The following is a 19,882-nucleotide window of genomic DNA, read 5'->3' on the forward strand; positions in this document are numbered from 1 at the left end:
GGCACATACCCGTCCCGATCCACACTAAACTGGACTGGTGACTTCCAAGGATCAGCCTGCCGCGCCCGCACCTGCAGCTCCCAGCCTAGCCAATCGTTACGGCGGTCAAAAGCGGACGCTCAGCGGTAAAGCCAAACGCATCATCCTCGTCCTTGCCCTCGTGGCCGGGATCGGCTTTATGGCCTGGATCTCAACGTCGAACGCGACGGAGAGCGTCACCTTCAAGGACATCGGCTACAGCACTCCGGACGCCACCCTGGCGGAGATCGATTTCCAGGTCACCAAGGAACCGGCCACCGCCGTCAAATGCTCGGTCAAGGCGCTTGATTCCAAGTTCGCCGTCGTCGGCTGGAAGGTAGTGGACATCGCGCCCAACGCCGCCGACGCCGGCTCGGACGGCGGGCGCACTACCGCCCACCGCGCGACCGTGCGCACCGAGTCCGCGGCCGTGTCCGGCGTCGTCGACAGTTGCTGGATTCCCGACGACGGCAAATAGCACCCCGGCACCATGGTGTGATCCACGCCGCAGCCTTCTTTGGTATATCCACAGGATTGACTACAATGGATCAATACCTTTCCCCCGCTGAGCTGGTTACTGAGTCCTAAAAGTGGCCACCGTGGCGGGGTCTTTGCTTGTTTGACCACAAAGGAGAAGTCCGTGTCTACCACCAACAGCGCAACTGCAGCTTGGCTTACCCAGGAAGCTTTTGACCGCCTGAAGGCAGAGCTGGACCACCTCTCCGGCCCCGGCCGGGCGGAAATCGTCCAGAAGATCGAGGCGGCGCGCCAGGAAGGCGACCTCAAGGAGAACGGCGGCTACCACGCGGCCAAAGAGGAGCAGGGCAAGATCGAAGCCCGCATCCGCCAGCTGACCGCGCTGCTCCGGGACGCCCACGTGGGCGAGTCCCCGGCCGACGACGGAATTGTCGAGCCCGGTATGATCGTCGTCGCCAAGATCGCCGGCGACGAGGAAACCTTCCTGCTCGGCTCCCGGGAAATTGCCGGCGACTCGGATCTGGACGTCTTCAGCGAGAAGTCACCGCTGGGTGCCGCCATCGTCGGCCACAAGGCAGGCGACAAGCTCAGCTACACCGCCCCGAACGGCAAGGACATCCTGGTGGAGATCCTGTCCGCGAAGCCGTACGTCGGCTAATACCCGGCCCAACGCAACGCAAGGCACGACTCCGGCCCTCCCCAAGCGGGAGGGCCGGCGTCGTTTTGCTGCCTGCGGGCGTCGTGTGGGGCTACTGCCTGCTGCGCAGGCTTCCGGCCCGCGGCGCGCTGAGCAGCAGGGCTGCGATCACTCCGCCGATGGCCCCGCCGAGGTGCGCCTGCCAGGACACGTAGCCCGCGACCGTGGGCAGGATGCCGAACAGAATCCCGCCGTACGTCAGGAACAGCACCACCGAGAGCAGGATCTGCCACCAGTTGCGGTTGAAGAAGCCGCGCACCAGCAGGAACGCGAAGAGGCCAAAGACCAGGCCCGAGGCCCCCACTGTGATGTTGAAGCCGCCGATCAGCCACACGACCGCCCCCGAGACGAGCCAGCTCAGGGCCAGGGTGGTGAAGAACACCCGGCGCCCGGACAGCAGCACCAGGAAGCCGAAAATGATTAGCGGCAGCGTGTTGGAGAACAGGTGCGCCAGGTTGGCGTGCAGCAGCGGGAACGTCAGGATGTCCAGGATCCCGTCGGGGGTGCGCGGGCGCAGGCCGAAGGTGCCGTTGAGCGAACGCAGCATGAGGGTGTTGATGACCTCGATGACGTACAGCACCAGCACGAACAACCCCACCACCAGCAGTCCCTTGCGGGCGCGTGCCGCCGCGGTGTCGCCGGTGCGCGGCCTGCCGTTCCGGGTGGAGCCAAGCATCACGGTCCCCTAGTGCACAACGATTGGCTGGAAGCCCTCGGCCCGGAGCGCCGCGAGGACCTGCTCGCAGTGTTCGTGGCCCTTGGTCTCCAAGTTCACGGTGATGGACACATCGCCCATGCTGATCGATCCGCCCACCCGGGTGTGATCCAGGCCCGTCACATTGGCGTCGTTCTCGGCGATGATCCGGGCGATCGTGGCCAGCGAGCCGGGACGGTCGTCCAGCATCATCCGCACGGTCATGTACCGGCCCGCGGCGGACAGGCCGCGCTGGATGACCTTGAGCATCAGCATCGGGTCGATGTTGCCGCCGGAGAGCACCACCGCGACGGTGCCGGGGTTTTCGATCTTGCCCTCCATCAGGGCCGCGACGCCGACCGCGCCGGCGGGCTCGACGACCATTTTGGCGCGCTCCAGCAGGAAGATGAGCGCCCGGGCCAGGGCGTCCTCGCTGACGGTGACGACGTCGTCGACGAGCTCCCGGATGATGCTGAAGGGCAGCTGGCCGGGCCGGCCCACGGCGATGCCGTCGGCCATGGTGGAGACGCGCTTGAGCGGCACGAGGGCATCCGCGGCGAGCGAGGGCGGGTAGGCGGCCGCGTTTTCGGCCTGGACGCCGATGATCCGGATCTCCCGGCCCAGTTCCTTCGCCCTGGCCTTCACGGCCACAGCGACGCCGGCGAGAAGTCCGCCGCCGCCAACGCCCATCAGGATCGTGTCGACGTCGGGGACCTGTTCCAGGATTTCCAGTCCGACGGTGCCCTGGCCGGCGACGACGTCGACGTCGTCGAAGGGGTGGACAAAGACGGCTCCGGTCTCGTCGGCGTAGCGCTTCGCCTCGGCGAGGGCCTCGTCGACGTTGTGGCCGTGCAGGACGACTTCGGCGCCGTGGCTGCGGGTGGCGGCCAGTTTGGGCAGGGCGACGCCCAGCGGCATGTAGATCCGTGCTTTGATGCCCAGGCTCTTGGCCGCGACGGCCACCCCCTGGGCGTGGTTGCCGGCCGAGGCGGCCACGACGCCGCGTTTCTTCTCCTCGGGGGAAAGCTTGGCCATCCGGACATAGGCTCCGCGGACCTTGAAGGAACCGGCCCGCTGCAGGTTCTCGCACTTGAGGAAGACCTCGCCGCCGATCATGCTGCCCAGGGCACGGGAGGATTCAACCGGCGTCCGCGTAATAATCCCGTCGAGCAGCTTCTGCGCCTCCAGGACATTGTCCAGCGTGACGGGCAGGCTCTCAAGGGTGTTCACGAACTAGTCTCCTTTGTCGGATCAGTCTTCGGCGCAGTGTGGATCAGGGTGTGGATCCGGCACCCGGCAGTCGGGCGTCCCTCCCGGAGTTGCCGGCGGCTGCGGCCGGAACGTCCGGCCCCGCGGTCTCCAGCGCACTTTCATGTTCCCACGTTCTGCCGGCAATGTAGCGAATCGACGAGTTTGCTACGGCCAGGATGGGCACGGAGAACAGGGCCCCGGGGATTCCGGCGAGGTAGGAACCGGCGGCGACGGCCAGGATGACGGCGACCGGGTGCAGCTTAACTGCCTTGCCCATGATCAGCGGCTGGAGGATGTGGCTTTCCAGTTGCTGGACCAGCAGCACCACCCCCAGCATGATCAGGGCGTTCACCCAGCCGTTGGCGACGAGGGCCAGCAGCACCGCGACGGCGCCGGTCACCAGGGCGCCGACGATCGGGATGAACGAACCGAGGAAGACCAGGACCGCCAGCGGAAGCGCCAGGGGCACTCCGAGGATTGCCGCCCCCACACCGATGCCGACGGCGTCCACGAAGGCGACGAGCATCTGGACCCGGGCGTAGCTCACCATCGAGGCCCAGCCCACCCGGCCGGCCCCGTCCGCCGCGGTGCGGGCCTTCCGGGGCAGCAGCCGCACCAGGAAGGACCAGATGCGTTCGCCTTCCAGCAGGAAGAAGATGAGGATAAACAGCGCCAGGATCATGCCGGCAGCGAAGTGCCCGGCGGTGCTGCCGAAGGACAGCGCACCGCTGAGGATGCTGCTGCTGTTGTTCTGCAGCGCCTCGGTGCCCTCTTTCAGGTACTGGTCGATCTGGGCCGCGGTGAGGTGCAGGGGGCCGTCCGCGAGCCAGACCTGGATTTTCTGGATTCCGGTCAGCGCCTCGCTCCACAGCTCGGCGAAGCCGGACACGAGCTGCCGGCCCACGAGGGCCAGGGCCCCGCCAACCAGGCCGATGAAGCCCAGGACGGTGATGGCGACGGCGAGCCCGTTGGGCATTCGGTTCTTCCTGAACCAGTTCTTCACCGGCGTCAGCAGCCCGGCCAGCAGCGCGGCGACCATCACGGGAATCAGCAGGAAGCTGACCCTGCTGAGCAGCCACACGAGCGCGCCGGCCATCAGGATGATGAGTCCAAGGCGCCAGGACCAGGACGCGGCGATCCGCACGCCGTACGGGATGTCCTGGTCGATTTCCCGGTCCGTGACAGTCCGCCCTTGTGCGGGGACCCCGGCGGAGGCGCTGGCGGCGGGCTGTGCGGCAGTGTGGTCTCGCGGGGCGGCATCGTCAACTGGCGTCATAGCCCAATGATTCACCAGCGCCGTCCGGATAGGAAACCGCTCGCTGGCTCAGCGCCCCAGGGACGCGCTGATGCCCCACGTCATGGCGAACCGCTCCCCCGGATCCAGCCAGCGGAGGCCGTCTCCGGTGTTGAAGGCGTTGGCCGGGCCGGTCATCGGCTCGATCGCCACCGCCTTGGTGCGGCCCGGGAACTGGGTGGTGACAAAGACGTGGACGTAGCCGCAGTTTTCGTCCTGCCAGAGGCTCACGCTCCGGCCGTCCGGGGCGCTCAGCGTGTGCCGGGCGGTGCCGGCGTCGAACTCCAGGTCCGTGTAGGCCGAATCGAGGTCCAGGTCGCCCACGGTCCGCCCGGCGCGGAGGTCGAAGTCGCCGCCCACCGGTTCGGTCCGGCGTGGGATCAGGCGCTCGTCCGTCACGAGCCGGGTGCCGGCGTGCACGGTGACCGTGAGCTCCTCGCTGGGCACCTCCCCCAGCCGGAGGTACGGGTGCGCGCCGAGCACAAACGGGGCCGGCTCCTGGGAGTCGTTGATCAGCGACTGCCGGACCACCAGGCCCAGGTCCCCGGCCAGTTCGTAGCGCACGCGGTGGCGCAGCAGGAAGGGATAGCCGTGCTGCGGGAACACCGCCGCTTCCAGGCTGACCGAGAATTCGGACTCGTCGACGAGTTCGTAGGCGGCGTTGCGCAGCAACCCGTGGCTGGCGTTGTTGCGGGACACCTCCGTGATGTCCAGCTGCTGCTTCTTGCCGTTCAGGTACCAGACACCGTCCTCCACCCGGTTCGCCCACGGGGCCAGCGTGATGCCGGCGGCACCCGGGGAAATCTCCGCGTCACCGTAGCTTTCCGTCAGCTGCGTGCCGCCGCGGCTATACAGCCTCAGCCCGGCGGCCAGTTCGGTGACGACGGCCAGGGCATCGCCGCGCCGCAGCTCGTACTGCCGGCCCGTGGCATAGCGCCGGGCGGACGCGTCCGGGCCCGGGCCGTCGCTGGGTCTGTCGCTGGCAGGGGAATCCGGGGAGGCGTGGCGCGGCAGTTTCATGGTCACCACCGTACCTAGCCGCAGGCCACGGCGTATACCGTGGATCCATGACCCGCATTTCCAGGACCGCACCCGCCGGCAGCACCGCATGACCCTCCCCCTTGACGCCCGGCAACTGGCGGACCGCTTCGCTTCCGTCTTCGGCACGGCGCCCGACGGCGTGTGGCAGGCACCCGGGCGCGTCAACCTGATCGGCGAGCACACCGACTACAACGAAGGTTTCGTGCTGCCGTTCGCGATCGACAGGACCGCCAGGGTGGCGGTCCGCCGGCGTCCGGACTCCGAGATCCGGCTGCTGTCCACCTTCGGCAACCAGGGACTGACGACGGCGGATGCCGGGTCCCTGGAGCGCGGCACGGCAAAGGGGTGGACCAAGTACCCGCTGGGTGTCGTGTGGGCGCTCCAGCAGCACGGGCATCCGGTGCCCGGCCTGGACCTGCTGCTGGACTCCGATGTTCCCCGCGGGGCCGGTCTGTCCTCATCCCACGCGATCGAGTGCGCCGTCATCTCCGCCCTCAACGAGCTCACTGCGGCGGGCCTGGACGACCGGGACATGGTCCTGGCCACCCAGCGCGCCGAGAATGACTTTGTCGGCGCGCCCACCGGCATCATGGACCAGTCCGCGTCCCTGCGCGGGGCAGCCGGGCAGGCACTGTTCCTGGACTGCCGCGACCAGAGCTTCCGGCTGGTCCCGTTCGACGCCGAAGCCGCCGGACTGGTGCTGCTCGTGATTGACACGAAGGTATCGCACTCCCATGCCGGCGGCGGCTACGCCTCCCGGCGGGCCTCCTGCGAGCTGGGGGCCGAGGTGCTGGGCGTGAAGGCCCTGCGCGACGTCGGGCTCAACGACCTGGAGGAAGCCAGCGGCCTGCTGGATCCAGAGACGTTCCGCCGCGTGCGGCACGTGGTCACCGAGAATGACCGGGTCCTGCAGGTGGTCGAGCTTCTCGACGGCGCGGGGCCCGCCGCGATCGGACCACTGCTGGATGCCTCCCATGCCTCCATGCGCGACGACTTCGAGATCTCCTGCCCCGAGCTGGACCTCGCCGTCGGGGCCGCCCGTGCTGCCGGCGCGGTCGGTGCCCGGATGACCGGGGGCGGCTTCGGCGGCTCGGCGATCGCGCTCACGCCGGTGGCGGCCGAGCAGCAGGTGCGCGCCGCCGTCGAGCGAGCCTTCGCCGGGGCCGGGTACGTGGCACCGGAAATCTTCAGCGTCCGGCCCGCGGCAGGGGCGATGCGCCTGGCATAGCCGGAGCGTAGGCTGGGCGCATGCCCGATGCCGTCATAGTTTCCACCGCCAGGAGCCCGATCGGACGCGCCTTCAAAGGCTCGCTGAAGGACGAACGGCCCGACGACCTTGCGGCCGCCATGGTGGCCGCCGCCCTGGCCCGGATTCCGTCCTTCGACGCGGCGGACACCGCCGGCCGCGGCCTGGACGACCTGTACCTGGGCTGCGCCGAGCCCAGCGGCGAGGCCGGCTCCAATATGGCCCGGGTGGTCACCATCCTCGCCGGGCTGGACACCGTCCCGGGCGCCACCATCAACCGTTTCTGCGCCTCAAGCCTGCAGACCCTTCGGATGGCCTTCCACGCCATCAAGGCCGGCGAGGGACACGCGTTCATCTCGGCAGGGGTGGAGGCCGTGTCCCGGTACCGCGACTGGGCGGGCGCCGGAGAGACGGACGCCAGCACGCACAACCCGCTCTTTGACTCCGCCCGGCAGCGGACCGCCGCCCGGGCCGCGTCCAACACTCCGTGGACGGACCCGCGGCTGGGCGGCCGGATGCCGGATATCTATATCGCCATGGGACAGACCGCGGAAAACGTCGCGACCAGCTTCGGCATCGGCCGGGCGGACCAGGACGCCTGGGCGGTGCTCAGCCAGAACCGCGCCGAAGCCGCCATCGCCTCCGGCTTCTATGCCGGCGAGATCACGCCTTACACCCGCAGGGACGGCACCGTGATCGACCGGGACGACTCCCCGCGGGCCGGCGTCACGCTCGAAGCGGTCAGCGCCCTGCAGCCGGTCTTCCGCGCCGGGGGCACCGTCACCGCCGGCAACGCCTGCCCGCTGAACGACGGCGCGGCCGCCGTCGTCGTGATGAGCGATACGCGGGCGCGCGAACTCGGGCTCGAGCCGCTGGCACGGGTGCTCTCCACCGGCGTCAGCGCCCTCTCCCCCGAGCTCATGGGCATGGGTCCGGTCGAGGCGAGCCGGCGGGCACTGGCCCTGGCCCGGCTGGGGATGGAGGACATCGACCTTGTGGAGCTCAACGAGGCCTTCGCGGTCCAGGTCGTCGCCAGCGCCAGGGAACTCGGCATCGACCATAACAAGCTCAACGTCCACGGCGGCGCCATCGCGCTGGGGCACCCCTTCGGGATGACCGGCGCCCGGATGACCACCACTCTGCTCAACGGCCTACGAGAACGGGACGCCACACTGGGGCTGGCGACACTGTGTGTGGGCGGCGGCCAGGGCATGGCCGTGGTGCTGGAGCGGCTCAGCTGAGGACCCCGGCGCCGCCACCGACCTGAAGTCGCACGAAAGAAGAAGGGGAGCCCCGCCATCCGGCGGGGCTCCCCTTCTTGGTCGTGCGCTACCGGCGTGAAGCCGGCGCTGCTACTCGGCGCTGCTACTCGGCGCTGCTACTCGGCGCTGTTACTCGTCGCCGCGCAGGATCGCGAGGAGCCGGATGATTTCCACGTAGAGCCACACGAGCGTCACGGTGAGGCCGAAGGCCGCGGTCCAGGAGAAGCGCTGCGGGGCGCCGCTGCGGACGCCGGCTTCGATGCTGGTGAAGTCCATGATCAGGGCAAAGGCGGCGAGGCCGATCGCCAGGACGCCGATGAAGACGCCCAGCGGGATGCCGGCGATCTCCATCGAGGTGCGCAGGCCGAAGGGGGAATCGACGGCGCCGGTCCACATCATGGCCATGTTGATGAGCGCGAAGACGGCGTAGCCGATGGTCGCGATCATAAAGAACCGCATGGCCTTCGGGGTCGCCCGGACCTTGCCGTTCTTGAAGAGCACCAGGGTCACGGCGAAGACGGAAAGCGTGCCGATCACGGCCTGCAGGCCGACGCCCGGGTAAATGTTGTCGAGGATCCGCGTCAGGCCTCCGAGGAACAGGCCCTCGAGGGCTGCGTAGGCCAGGATCAGTGCCGGTGAGGGCTGCTTCTTGAACGTGTTGACGAGGGCGAGGACGAAACCGCCCAGCGCACCGACGATCATCAGCATGTAGGCCAGGCCCTCTGCCACCACGAGGGTGACGGCCGCACCGACGAGGACGGCGCCAAGGCAGGCGGCGGTCTTCATGATGACGTCGTCATACGTCATGCGGCCGGTGTCGGCGGGGCCGGCGGCGGGCCGGTTGTACATGTCCTGGAGCTGGTCCTGGGTCATGCCCTGCTGGGCAGGGTTCCACCCGGTCTGGGTCTGGCCGTACTGGGCCTGGCCGTACTGGCCCTGCCCGTAGCCGTTCTGACCGTAGGGGCCCTGTCCGTAAGCCTGCGGGGCAGGCGGTGCCTGGGTTGCTCCACGGAAGTTCTTTCCGTTGAAGACTGGGTTTCCGCCAAGTGCCATTGCGGGTGTCCTCCAAATAGGGGGGTGAATGATGATCCGGTAGTGAACTTACAGTGCGTGCTTACAACACGCTACCAATTCCAACAGCCGACGGGCACTGTTAGTTCCCGGGAGGTCCTTGCCGCAACCCAACCGTGACCTCTGCGCCTGGTTCCGGATCCCCGTTTCCCCACCGGGGATACCGACTGTTTAGGCATCCTCAGGATCAACAAAAGTTTACTTAAGAACAGGTAAACCGCAGTGCCGCCCCGGCTTCACGGTTGTTACCCGATCGCGACGTTAAGCCTGCTCGCGACGGCATTCATTGCCCCGAACGGGCTGTAACATGGGCCCAACAGGGTGACGGATATCACAAGCCCTACCGCTCCACCGCATCGCACCAGGCACCACCCCGTCACCCTGACTGTTCGCAGCGGTTGCAACGGCGCAACCCACACCACCCCCATGTGGAGGTTTCATTTTGAGAAGCACACCGAGAGGCCTGTCGCAGAGACGGCGCGGCAGACTGCTGAAAGTTGTGGGGGCTGTTTTTGCCGCCGTGGCCGCGCTACTGCTCATCGTCGCGCCAGCATCCCAGGCCACGAGCCCCTCGCCGACACCATCCCCGTCGGCAACCACGTTCCAAAACAGCATCAGCGGCTTCCTGCGCGGCGACGACCGCGCGCCGATCGCTGACGTCACCATCACGGCCAAGAAGGACGACTTCACCGGTACGGCCACATCGAGCGCCAACGGCTCCTGGACCATCGGGGTGCCCACCCAGGGGACCTACGTCGTCGAACTGGATGAATCCACGCTTCCGGAGGGCATCAAACTCGCCGAAGGCCAGGAAAACCCCCGTGAGGTCACCTTCAGCCAGACCTCCAACCTCTCGGTGATCTTCGCCTTCGGTGAAGGCATCGTCGTCCAGCAGCAGGATTTCGGCCAGAACCTGATCAACCGCCTCGTGGCGGGCCTCAGCTTCGGTCTTCTGCTGGCCCTCGCCTCTGTCGGCCTCTCGCTGATCTTCGGCACCACCGGGCTGACCAACTTCGCCCACGGTGAGATGGTTACCCTCGGCGCCGTCCTGGTCTTCGCCTTCAACGCCATGAACCTCCCGTTCTGGCTGGCGATCGTGCTCGCGCTGCTCGGCGGCGGTCTATTCGGCTACGTCCAGGATGCCGGCCTCTGGAAGCCGCTCCGGCGCCGCGGCACCGGCCTGGTGCCGATGATGATCGTCAGCATCGGCCTCGCCCTGGCCGTCCGCTACGTCATCCAGTTCTTCTTCGGCGGCGCCACGCAACAGCTGCCCTACGCCCAGAGCTCGGAAATCCAGCTCGGCCCGATCTCCATCTCGCCCAACAACCTCTGGTCCCTCGTGATCAGCGCGGTGGTCATTGCCATCCTCGGGATCGTCCTGCTCAAGACCCGGCTCGGCAAAGCCACCCGCGCGGTCGCCGACAACCCGGCGCTGGCCGCGGCCTCCGGCATCGACGTCGACTCCGTCATCCGGATTGTCTGGGTCACCGGCGGCATGCTCGCCGCCCTCGGCGGCATCCTGTGGGCGTACTACCGGCCCGGCGTCACCTTCGACATGGGTTCGCAGATCCTGCTGCTCATCTTCGCCGGCGTCACCCTGGGTGGCCTCGGCACAGTATGGGGCGCCCTGATCGGATCCATCATCGTCGGTATCTTCGTGGAGCTGACCACCGTGTTCGGCCTCGCCGCAGACCTCAAGTACGTGGGAGCACTGTTCATCATGATTATTGTCCTTCTGATCCGGCCCCAAGGTATCTTGGGCCGGCGCGAGCGCGTGGGTTAGGAGACAGACATGGACTTCGGATTCATATTTTCCAGCGCTGCCGGTGAACTGTTCAGCCCCACAACGGCTGCCTACGCCCTGGCCACCCTCGGCCTTGCGGTTCACTTCGGCTACGCCGGCCTGCTGAACTTCGGCCAGGCCGGCTTCATGGCGGTGGGGGCCTACGGCTTCGCCATCTCCACCCTGACGTTCGGCGTTCCGTTCTTCGTCGGTCTGCTGATCGCCGTCGTCTGCTCGGCCATCTTTGCGTTGCTGCTGGGTATCCCCACCCTCCGGCTGCGGGCCGACTATCTGGCTATCGTCACGATCGCGGCGGCGGAAATCGTGCGCTACATCGTCACCACCAACCAGCTGACCGCCATCACTGGTTCGGCCAACGGGCTCGCCGCGTTCGAGGGTGACTTCTACGCCATGAACCCCTTCCCTCCCGGTTCCTACATGGGCATGAACAACCGCGACTTCTTCATCCGGATCGTCGCGTGGGCTGTCGTGGCCTTGTTCTGCACCCTGGTGTGGCTGCTGATGCGCAGCCCCTGGGGACGTGTCCTCAAGGGCATCCGCGAGGACGAAAACGCCGTCCGCTCGCTCGGCAAGAACGTGTACGCCTACAAGATGCAGGCACTGATCATCGGTGGTGTGCTCGGCGCACTGGCGGGCATGATCTTTACCCTCCCCCGCGGCGCGGTCCAGCCGGCAAACTATGGCACCGAGCTGACGTTCTTCCTCTACACCTGCCTGCTGCTCGGCGGTCTGGGCACGGTGCTGGGGCCGGTCGTCGGCGCCATGATCTTCTGGGTCGTGCTGTCCCTCACACAAGGCATCCTCTACGGTCTCATCGAATCCGGCGCCATTACCTGGCTGAACACTGTCCAGGCCGGCCAGCTGCGTTACATCCTGGTGGGTGTCGCGCTGATGCTGCTGATGATCTTCAGGCCCCAGGGTGTCCTCGGCAATAAGAAGGAGCTGGCGTTCGCATGAGCACGCAGAGCGAAGAACCCCGCACATCTGAAGAAGTTAACTACATGACGGACACGCGTCCGATCGCCGCCGGGGAAATTGCCCCCGGCTGCAAGAAGCGCGATCCGATCGTGGTGGCAGAAAACGTCACCCGCAGCTTCGGCGGCATCAACGCCGTCGACGTCGAGTACCTTGAGATCCCGCGGCACAAGATCACCGCGCTGATCGGCCCCAACGGCGCCGGCAAGACGACCCTGTTCAACCTGCTCACGGGCTTTGACACGCCCAACTCGGGCAAGTGGCAGTTCGAAGGCAACAGCCTGGCCGGGGTGTCCTCGTACAAGGTCGCCCGGATGGGCATGGTCCGCACCTTCCAGCTGACCAAGGTCATGGGCAAGCTCACCGTGATGGAGAACATGCGCCTCGGCGCCTCCCACCAGTCCGGCGAGCGGCTCTCCAAGGCCCTCTTCAAGGGCATCTGGGGCGGCCAGGAAAAGAAGATCACCGAGGAAGCCAACGTCCTGCTGGCGAAGTTCAAGCTGGACGCCAAGAAGGACGACTACGCGGCGTCCCTCTCGGGCGGCCAGCGGAAGCTGCTGGAAATGGCCCGCTCGCTCATGGTCCAGCCCAAGCTGGTCATGCTCGACGAGCCGATGGCCGGCGTCAACCCAGCCCTGACGCAGTCGCTGCTGGATCACATCAAGAACCTCAAGGCCGAGGGCATGACCGTCTTGTTCGTCGAGCACGACATGCACATGGTCCGGCACATCGCCGACTGGGTGGTGGTCATGGCCGAGGGCAAGATCGTCGCCGAGGGCCCGCCCGCCGAGGTCATGAAGAACCCTGCCGTGATTGACGCCTACCTGGGCGCCCACCACGACGTGGACCTGGGTGACTCGGAAGGCATCAAGGAGCTGGCCGCCGAACTGGTCGCCGACAAGGAATCGATTGTCGGCACCGAAAACGCCGGGATCATCTCGCTCGACGTCGTCGCCGCGGAAACGGATGAGCCGAAGGGCCCGGGCAGCGACAGTCCGGTGCGCGGCCGGCGCAGCGCCGAGGAGCCGAACCGCGGCGAGCAGCCGCCGAGCACAGCGAAGGACACAGAATGAGCGCCACCAGCGCGGCTCCCGCCGCAAAACCCGTGCACGATGAGGATTCGGTCGTCAAGGTCACCGATCTGGTGGCCGGCTACATTCCCGGCGTCAACATCCTCAACGGCTGCAGCATCGAGGCCCGCAAGGGCGAACTGATCGGCATCATCGGCCCCAACGGCGCCGGCAAGTCCACGCTGCTGAAGGCGATGTTCGGTCTGGTCAAGGTCCACTCGGGTTCCGTGGTGGTCCGCGGCCAGGACATCACCGGGCTCAAGGCGAACAAGCTCGTCAGCAAAGGCATCGGCTTTGTGCCGCAGAACAACAACGTGTTCGCGGCGCTGACCATCGAGGAGAACCTCCAGATGGGCATGTTCCAGCGGCCCAAGGACTTCGCCGAGCGCTTCGACTTCGTCACCGGCCTGTTCCCGGAACTCGGCAAGCGCCGCGCCCAGCGCGCGGGCTCGCTCTCCGGCGGCGAACGCCAGATGGTGGCGATGGGACGGGCCCTCATGATGGACCCGGCCGTGCTGCTGCTCGACGAGCCCTCCGCGGGTCTCTCCCCTGTCAAGCAGGACGAGACCTTCCTCCGGGTCCACGAGATCAACCGCGCAGGCGTGTCGGTCATCATGGTGGAGCAGAATGCCCGTCGCTGCCTGCAGATCTGTGACCGCGGCTATGTCCTGGACCAGGGCAAGGACGCGTACACCGGCACCGGCCGGGAACTCATGAAGGATCCCAAGGTCATCCAGCTGTACCTGGGCACCCTCGCCGACACCGTCGAATAGTTCCCCGGCAACACCGCAGCAACAGAAGGGTCGTCACCAGCCGGTGGCGGCCCTTCTGCGCACCCGGGGAGCCTCCACCCCGATTCTGCCCGCCCGGGCCCTCGGCAGGACGGCGACGGCGTCACGCAGCGCAGGGTTTTAGCGGGGAGTCCGGGGCGCAGGGCCGGATTCCCGCCGTCGAGCACTCCCCTCGGCAGCAATAGCCTGCCGTGCGTGACGCGTCAGCAGCCCTACCGCCGCCCGGCTGCCTCCGTAGGGCGACGACGGCCGTCACTCGGCGCACGGCCTCGGCCAGGCTGGCGACGCTCGCGGCAGGACGACGGCGTCACGCAGCGCAGGGTTTCAGCCCGGTCGCAGGGGCGCAGGGCCGGATTCCCGCCGTCGAGCAATCCAACGCCGCCCGAAAGCCTGCCGTGCGTGACGAGTGGCCCGTGGCCCTCCTGCCGTGCGTGACGCGTTGGCCCTCCAATCTCCCCCGCACGCAAGAAACCCCCGTCCGGAGGGGACGGGGGTTTCTTGGTGGCTAGGGAAGTGCGAGCTTACAGCTTGCCGAACTCTTCCTTGGATGCCTTGTAGGTGTTGTCATCCTGGAACTCGTAGATGCCGACGTAGGCTTCCGTCGGGTCACCGGCTTCGGAGAACGTTACGGGGCCGGACTGGCCGTCGTAGTCGATGTCCTTGCCGTTGCGGAGCAGGGTGACGCAGGACGGGAAGTCGCTGCACTTTTCGCCGACCTCGGAGACTGCCTTGAGCTGGGCGGCGATGTCGACGCCCTTGGTGCTCTTGGCGGCTTCGGAGGCCAGTGCGATCAGGTTGGCGGCGTCGTAGGACTCGCCGGCGTAGCTGTAGTCCTTCAGCGCGGGATCGATGGCGAGGAGCTTCTTCTTGAAGTCCTCCTTGGCGAAGGTGCCCGGGATGGTGCCCTGGGCGCCCTTCAGGGTGCCTGCCTGGAAGTCCTTGCTGTAGTCAGACATGTTGCCGTCCACCATGAAGAGCTGAGTGGGCTTGACGCCCTTGCCCGTCATCAGCGGCACGATGCTCTTGGCCTGGTCGAAGGTGATCAGGGCGATGGCATCCGGCTTGGCGGCGATGACCTTGTCGACCTGGCTGCTGAACTGGGAATCGCCTTCGTTGAAGAGTTCCTCTGCAACAACCTTGCCGCCTGCGGACTCAAACGCGGCCTTCACGTTCTTCGCAAGGCCGGTTCCGTAGGCGTCGTTCAGGACGATCATGCCAACGGTCTGGGCGCCACAGGTGGCCATGTAGTTGCCGAGGACCTTGCCCTGGAGCACGTCCGAGGGGGCGGTGCGCCAGTAGAGGCCCTTGTCATCCCAGTCGGTGAAGTCCGGCGAGGTGTTGGCCGGGGAGAACTGGACGACGCCCGCGCCGGTGATCTGGTTGATCACGGTCTTGGAAACGCCGGAGGATGCGGCACCGATGATGGCACCGACGCCCTGGCCCAGCAACGCCGTGGTGGACTGCGTGGCAATATCCGTCTTGGTATCACCCGAGTCGCGGTGGATAACCTCTACAGGCTTGCCCAGCACGCCGCCGGCATCGTTGATTTCCTTGACGCCAAGGTTGACACCGGCGATTTCGGGCGGGCCGAGGAAGGCCAGCGACCCGGTGGTCGGCAGGAGCGAGCCGATCTTCAGGGGGGTGTCGGTGGTGCCGGTGGAAGCGGGAACCGTGCCGCCATTGGTCGCGGCTGAGGTGCCGGCTCCAGCTCCAGCGCTGGGAGCCGGGCATGCGATGCCTGCGGCGTTGGCGGAAGCGGATCCGGTTCCAGTCGCCGTCGGGGTGGACGTGCCACCACAGGCCGTAGCCAGAAGGGCGACGCCGATGCTAAGCGCTGTGAGCTTAGCGATGCGGGGCGCCACCTGGGGGAGTGAAGTCATTTACAATCTCCTCGATCTAAAGGTGCGAACGGCCTTTGATGCGAATGATCAGGTGTTCCTGATTTACTTCAAGCTAGTGCAATTCCGGCCCGATCCAAAGTGACTACGGTCACATCCTTATAACACTCGTTGCATAGAGGAAATCAGCCCGCCGGATCGGCGGGCGCCACGAAATGTGCCCCAGGTGGGACTCGAACCCACAACACGCGGATTTTAAGTCCGCTGCCTCTGCCAATTGGGCTACTGGGGCGCCCGGTCCATGGTATCCCGTCCCGAGGCTTGGCTAGGCGATGCCGAACGCTTTGGCGTAGCGAAAAGTCCCGCTGACGCCGCCCGGCCAGACGGCCAGCGGCAGCAGCTGGAAGTGCCCGCCCCAGGCCGGGTCGGGGGCGTCGACGCCCAGGGAGGTCGACGCCACGAAGCCGAAGCGCGAGTAGTACTCCGGGTCGCCCAGCAGCGCGATGCCGCGCTCCCCTTCCGCGTTGGCCCGGAGAATCGTTTCCTTCATGAGCTTGGTGCCGATGCCGTGGCGCTGCAGCCGCGGGACCACCCCGATCGGGCCCAGGCCCAGGAGCTCCAGCTCCCCCACCCAGCCGCGGGTGCTGATCACATGGCCGACGATCCCGCCGTCGAGCTCCGCGACGATGCTGAACTCCGGCAGGTATTCCTCGCCGTCAAAGAGCGCCACCAGGAGCTGCACCTCTTCGGGCTCGCCCTCGACGGGCAGGCCGGTGACCGGGGAGACCGCAAAGGCAGCGGCGGTGAGGGCCAGGATGGCGGGCCGGTCCGCGGGCTGTTCGCTGCGCAGCACCAGTTCCGGGGCGGGCTTGTGCTCCCCGCTGGCCTCAACAAGTTCGTGCAGCACCTCAAGCGCCCGGTCAGCGTCCGCGACCGGGACTAGGAGGTGGTCGTGGTGGAAGCCGGCCAGGACGTTGCAGCTGATCTTGGCCTCGGTCAGGGCGGCGCTGACAGCGGCGGTCAGGCCAATGGCCTCGAGCGAGGAGTGCACCTGGAGGGTGATCCAGGCGCCGACGAAGTCGTAGGACAGTCCGAGGCTGTCGGCTTCGGCCCGCGGCAGGACAACCGTCAGGCCTTCCGCTTCGCGCACGGCGGCTGCGATCGCCCCGGCGAGGGGACGGCCGTGCGGCCAGAGGACGTAGACGAACTCGCCGTCCCGGATTTCCGGGTGCATGGTGGCAAGCAGGGTGTGGAGGTCCTTTTCAGCGGTCATGGAGCCCAGTCTAGGCGCGGCCCCGGCCAGGCCCCGGCAGGCTGCCGGGGACGGCGTTTGGGTTAACGACGACGGCGGCCGCTCCCCCGCAAGGGAACGGCCGCCGTCGGAGGCTGCTGCAGGCTACTTGGAGTCGGCCGAAACAGCTTCCTTGTTCGCAGGCTTGCCGGCTTCTGCCGCCGGCTTCTCCGCGGCGGGGGCGGCGGGTGCCGCGGCCGGCTTGGGAGCCGGCGCCGCCGCGGCGACGAAAGCGCCACGCGGGTTGTCCAGGTCGATCAGCTGGGTGGTGTCGCGGCCCATGAAGAAGGCCAGGATCCAGCCGATGATGACCCGGATCTTGCGTTCCACGGTCGGCATGGCCATTCCGTGGTAGCCGCGGTGTGCCAGCCAGGCCAGCGGGCCCTTGAGGCCGATGCGGCCCAGCAGGTTGATGTTCGCCACACCCTTCCACTCGCCGAAGCCGGCCACGGCGCCCAGGTTTTTGTGCTTGTAGTCCTTGAGCGGCTTGTCCCAGCGGGAGGCCCACAGGTTCTTGGCGAGGAGCTTCGCCTGGCGCAGCGCGTGCTGGGCGTTGGGGACGCACGTGCCGTCCGGCAGGCCGCTGCCCGTGAGGTCCGGGACCGCCGCAACGTCGCCGGCCGACCAGGCGTTGTCGATGATGCCTTCGTCGCCGGCGATGCGCAGGTCCGCGAGGACACGGACGCGGCCGCGCGGCTCGAGCGGGAAATCGGTGGAGCGGACCATCGGGTTCGCCTGCACACCGGCAGTCCAGACCAGGGTGTCGGCCTGGAATTCCTGGGCCGCGGACTTGTCCGGAAGGTTGATGAGTTTCAGGGTGCCTTCGGCGCTGTCCAGCGAGGTGTTGAGCAGAACCTCGATGCCGCGGCTGCGCAGGTGCTCGACGACCCACTCAGCCTGGCTGGCGGTCACCTCGGGCATGATGCGTCCCATGGCCTCCACCAGGACGAAGCGGACTTCCTCCTGCTTGACGCGGGGGTTGTTCTTGACCGCGGCGCGGGCGAGATCTTCCATTTCGGTGATGCACTCGATGCCGGCGAAGCCGCCGCCGACCACAACGAAGGTCAGGGCGCGGGCGCGTTCGGCCGGATCCGTCATGAGCGAACCGGCTTCGATCCTGTCGAGGACCTTGTTGCGCAGGGCCACGGCTTCCTCGATGGTCTTGAGGCCGATGCCCTTGTCCGCGAGGCCCTTGATCGGGAAGGTGCGGGTGATCGCGCCTGCGGCCACGACGACGTCGAAGTACGGGACCTCGAAGTTCTCGCCGCCGTCGGCCGGGGCCACCACAGCGGTGCGGTTGGCGTGGTCGATCGAGGTGACGCGGCCCTGGATGAGCTCGGTCTGCTTGAGGTGCTGGCGGTGCGAGACGACGGCGTGGCGTGCCTCGATGTTGCCGCCGGCAACCTCGGGGAGGAAGGGCTGGTAGGTCATGTAGGGCAGAGGATCAACGACGGTGACGATGCCACCGGCATTCGCGATCTTCTTCTGCAGTTTGAGGGCTACGTACAGGCCGACGTACCCGCCGCCGACGACGAGTACCCTGGGACGGTCCTGGAGCTGAGGGGAGGATGCCATTCCCCAAGAATACCGTAGTTTGTGAAAAACTTCACTAACTACGGTTTCCCGCTGGAATCCGCGGAATCCAGGGCACCGGTATCCGGCGTTCGCGGGCCGCCGGGGCCTCCGGGTGGTGCCGGCCGTGCGGCACGCCGGAGCTGGAAGACGGCGGCCCCCACGATGCACAGGAGCAGCCCGCCGAAACCCAGTACCACCAGGGCCGGCACGGCGCCGTCCAGCTGTGACGGGGACTCCGCGACCGGGACGGTGGCCTCCGGAAGGGTGGGGGCCGCGCTGGAGGGGACGGCTGAGGGCGCCGCCGACGCGGTGGCCAGGTTGCCCCGCCGGTGGACCCGGATCCAGTCGGAGATCGAACCCAACGGATTGACCCGGGATTCCGGAACGTCGGCCTTCAGGGCCGCCTCGGCGTCGAGGATCCCGAACCCGTACAGCGGGTCCTTCCCCTTGGCGCCGGCGTCCTTCGCGGTGCTGACGATCCGGTTGATGACCTGATTGGCCGACATTTCCGGCCATTTGGAGCGGATCAGGGCCGCCACACCGGCCACGATGGGCGTGGCGCCCGAGGTGCCGGCCCATTCCGCGTAGCCGCCCCCGGGCAGGCCCCCGATCAGGTTCTCCGCCGGAGCCGCGACGCCGATGCTGATGCCCTGGGAAGAGGAATCGATGCTGGCGGTTCCCTCGCGGTCCAGCCCGGCGACGGTCAGCACGCCGGGGATGGTGGCCGGGGCCCCGACCTGGACGTTGCCTCCCCCGCGGTTGCCCGCGGCGGCCACGATCACAACGTCCTTCTGCTCGGCGTACAGGAACGCCGCATCCCAGCTTTGCGGCCATTCCGGCGAGGTGCTGCCCAGGGAGATGTTGATGACGCGGGCTCCGTTGTCGACAGCCCAGCGGACGGCCTGGGGTATCTGGTCCTGATCGCTCTTGCCGCCGGGGTTCGGGGATCCGAGCCAGGTGGAAACGGAGAGCAGCTGCGCTTCGGGGGCCACCCCGACAATTCCGTCCGGCGCGGCGGACGGGCCCGCGCTGGGGCTGGGCGAGGCCGTGGCGTCGGCGGGCTGATGTCCGCGGCCTGCCAGCATAGTGGCGACCAGGGTCCCGTGCTCCGGCTTCGCGCCGATGCTCTTCTGCCCGTCCGGGCTTCCCGCGCCGGACACGTCGACCCCGCCGGCCAGGACGCCGGCCAGGTCCGGGTGCTTGCCGTCCACACCGCTGTCGATCACGGCGACCTTGACGTTGGCGCCCCGGGAAACCTCCCAGGCCTTTGTGATGCCGGATTCGGCAAGCCAGTACTCCTTGTCGCGCCAGGCGTCGGCGTGCGCGGCGGGGGCTGCGGTCAGGGCGGCCGTCAGCGTGCTGCCCGCAAGGGCCAGGGCCACCAACGCGGAGGCGGTCCGGCGGCGCCGGGCTGTTGCTCTGGTCATTCGGGTCCTATCGGCGGGACAGCGGGTGGCGCTGTGGCTTCGGTGTCGCTGGGGCTGTGG

General features: G+C 67.5%; 17 protein-coding genes and 1 tRNA gene. 8 read left to right on the forward strand and 10 right to left on the reverse strand.

Annotated features, from left to right (window positions below):
* Positions 1-37: 37 nt before the first annotated feature.
* Together J2W14_RS04850 and greA are read left to right on the forward strand one after the other, a co-directional pair.
* Positions 38-496 (forward strand): DUF4307 domain-containing protein, encoded by a 459-nt coding sequence (locus J2W14_RS04850; protein WP_307459143.1) that lies wholly within the window; start codon positions 38-40, stop codon positions 494-496.
* A gap of 162 nt (positions 497-658) precedes the next feature.
* A complete protein-coding gene (gene greA / locus J2W14_RS04855; RefSeq protein ID WP_307459145.1) occupies positions 659-1,153 on the forward strand; it encodes a transcription elongation factor GreA in 495 nt (164 codons plus the stop codon).
* A gap of 91 nt (positions 1,154-1,244) precedes the next feature.
* On the opposite strand, the gene J2W14_RS04860 is transcribed toward greA, so the two are convergent.
* Genes J2W14_RS04860 through J2W14_RS04875 form a run of 4 tightly spaced genes read right to left on the reverse strand, consistent with a single transcriptional unit; the run spans position 1,245 to position 5,451 of the window.
* Positions 1,245-1,868, reverse strand: coding sequence for a rhomboid family intramembrane serine protease (locus J2W14_RS04860; protein ID WP_307459148.1), 624 nt, complete (start codon positions 1,866-1,868; stop codon positions 1,245-1,247).
* A gap of 9 nt (positions 1,869-1,877) precedes the next feature.
* Complete coding sequence (ilvA, locus tag J2W14_RS04865; RefSeq protein WP_307459151.1) at positions 1,878-3,116, reverse strand: threonine ammonia-lyase; 1,239 nt, start codon at positions 3,114-3,116, stop codon at positions 1,878-1,880.
* A 43-nt stretch (positions 3,117-3,159) separates the two neighbouring features.
* A complete protein-coding gene (locus J2W14_RS04870) occupies positions 3,160-4,413 on the reverse strand; it encodes an AI-2E family transporter (RefSeq protein WP_307459153.1) in 1,254 nt (417 codons plus the stop codon).
* 48 nt (positions 4,414-4,461) lie between these two features.
* Complete coding sequence (locus J2W14_RS04875; protein ID WP_307459155.1) at positions 4,462-5,451, reverse strand: aldose 1-epimerase family protein; 990 nt, start codon at positions 5,449-5,451, stop codon at positions 4,462-4,464.
* 88 nt (positions 5,452-5,539) lie between these two features.
* Between J2W14_RS04875 and galK the strand changes: the two genes are divergently transcribed.
* Together galK and J2W14_RS04885 are read left to right on the forward strand one after the other, a co-directional pair.
* Positions 5,540-6,700, forward strand: a complete 1,161-nt coding sequence (galK, locus tag J2W14_RS04880) for a galactokinase (RefSeq protein WP_307459158.1) — start codon at positions 5,540-5,542, stop codon at positions 6,698-6,700.
* Between the two features lie 20 nt (positions 6,701-6,720).
* Positions 6,721-7,959 (forward strand): acetyl-CoA C-acetyltransferase, encoded by a 1,239-nt coding sequence (locus J2W14_RS04885; RefSeq protein WP_307459161.1) that lies wholly within the window; start codon positions 6,721-6,723, stop codon positions 7,957-7,959.
* 150 nt (positions 7,960-8,109) lie between these two features.
* Here the strand turns inward: J2W14_RS04885 and J2W14_RS04890 are convergent, their stop codons facing one another.
* On the reverse strand, positions 8,110-9,033 hold the full coding sequence (locus J2W14_RS04890; RefSeq protein WP_307459163.1) for a Bax inhibitor-1/YccA family protein: 924 nt from the start codon (positions 9,031-9,033) through the stop codon (positions 8,110-8,112).
* Positions 9,034-9,550: 517 nt separating this feature from the next.
* Here J2W14_RS04890 and J2W14_RS04895 point away from each other — a divergent pair.
* The 4 genes from J2W14_RS04895 to J2W14_RS04910 are packed head-to-tail and all read left to right on the forward strand — an operon-like array spanning position 9,551 to position 13,673.
* Complete coding sequence (locus tag J2W14_RS04895) at positions 9,551-10,834, forward strand: branched-chain amino acid ABC transporter permease (RefSeq protein ID WP_307459166.1); 1,284 nt, start codon at positions 9,551-9,553, stop codon at positions 10,832-10,834.
* Between the two features lie 9 nt (positions 10,835-10,843).
* Positions 10,844-11,812: a branched-chain amino acid ABC transporter permease gene (locus tag J2W14_RS04900; protein ID WP_307459169.1), complete on the forward strand. Its 969-nt coding sequence runs from the start codon at positions 10,844-10,846 to the stop codon at positions 11,810-11,812.
* Entirely contained in the window at positions 11,809-12,903 is a 1,095-nt protein-coding gene (locus tag J2W14_RS04905; RefSeq protein WP_307459171.1) for an ABC transporter ATP-binding protein, read from the forward strand. The genes J2W14_RS04900 and J2W14_RS04905 overlap by 4 nt, the downstream gene beginning before the upstream one ends.
* Entirely contained in the window at positions 12,900-13,673 is a 774-nt protein-coding gene (locus tag J2W14_RS04910) for an ABC transporter ATP-binding protein (RefSeq protein ID WP_307459174.1), read from the forward strand. The genes J2W14_RS04905 and J2W14_RS04910 overlap by 4 nt, the downstream gene beginning before the upstream one ends.
* Before the next feature lie 539 nt (positions 13,674-14,212).
* On the opposite strand, the gene J2W14_RS04915 is transcribed toward J2W14_RS04910, so the two are convergent.
* The 5 genes from J2W14_RS04915 to J2W14_RS04935 form a co-directional block, all read right to left on the reverse strand.
* A complete protein-coding gene (locus J2W14_RS04915) occupies positions 14,213-15,571 on the reverse strand; it encodes an ABC transporter substrate-binding protein (protein ID WP_307459176.1) in 1,359 nt (452 codons plus the stop codon).
* Between the two features lie 176 nt (positions 15,572-15,747).
* Positions 15,748-15,821, reverse strand: a tRNA-Leu gene (locus J2W14_RS04920).
* 33 nt (positions 15,822-15,854) lie between these two features.
* A complete protein-coding gene (locus J2W14_RS04925; protein ID WP_307459179.1) occupies positions 15,855-16,802 on the reverse strand; it encodes an N-acetyltransferase in 948 nt (315 codons plus the stop codon).
* 123 nt (positions 16,803-16,925) lie between these two features.
* Positions 16,926-18,395, reverse strand: a complete 1,470-nt coding sequence (locus J2W14_RS04930; RefSeq protein WP_307459182.1) for an NAD(P)/FAD-dependent oxidoreductase — start codon at positions 18,393-18,395, stop codon at positions 16,926-16,928.
* 38 nt (positions 18,396-18,433) lie between these two features.
* Positions 18,434-19,822 carry a S8 family serine peptidase gene (locus J2W14_RS04935; RefSeq protein ID WP_307459184.1) on the reverse strand — a complete coding sequence of 463 codons (1,389 nt, stop codon included), beginning with the start codon at positions 19,820-19,822 and terminating at the stop codon, positions 18,434-18,436.
* Positions 19,823-19,882: the final 60 nt, after the last annotated feature.

It is taken from the genome of Pseudarthrobacter oxydans (assembly GCF_030812335.1).
Classification (GTDB): Bacteria; Actinomycetota; Actinomycetes; order Actinomycetales; family Micrococcaceae; genus Arthrobacter; species Arthrobacter oxydans_B.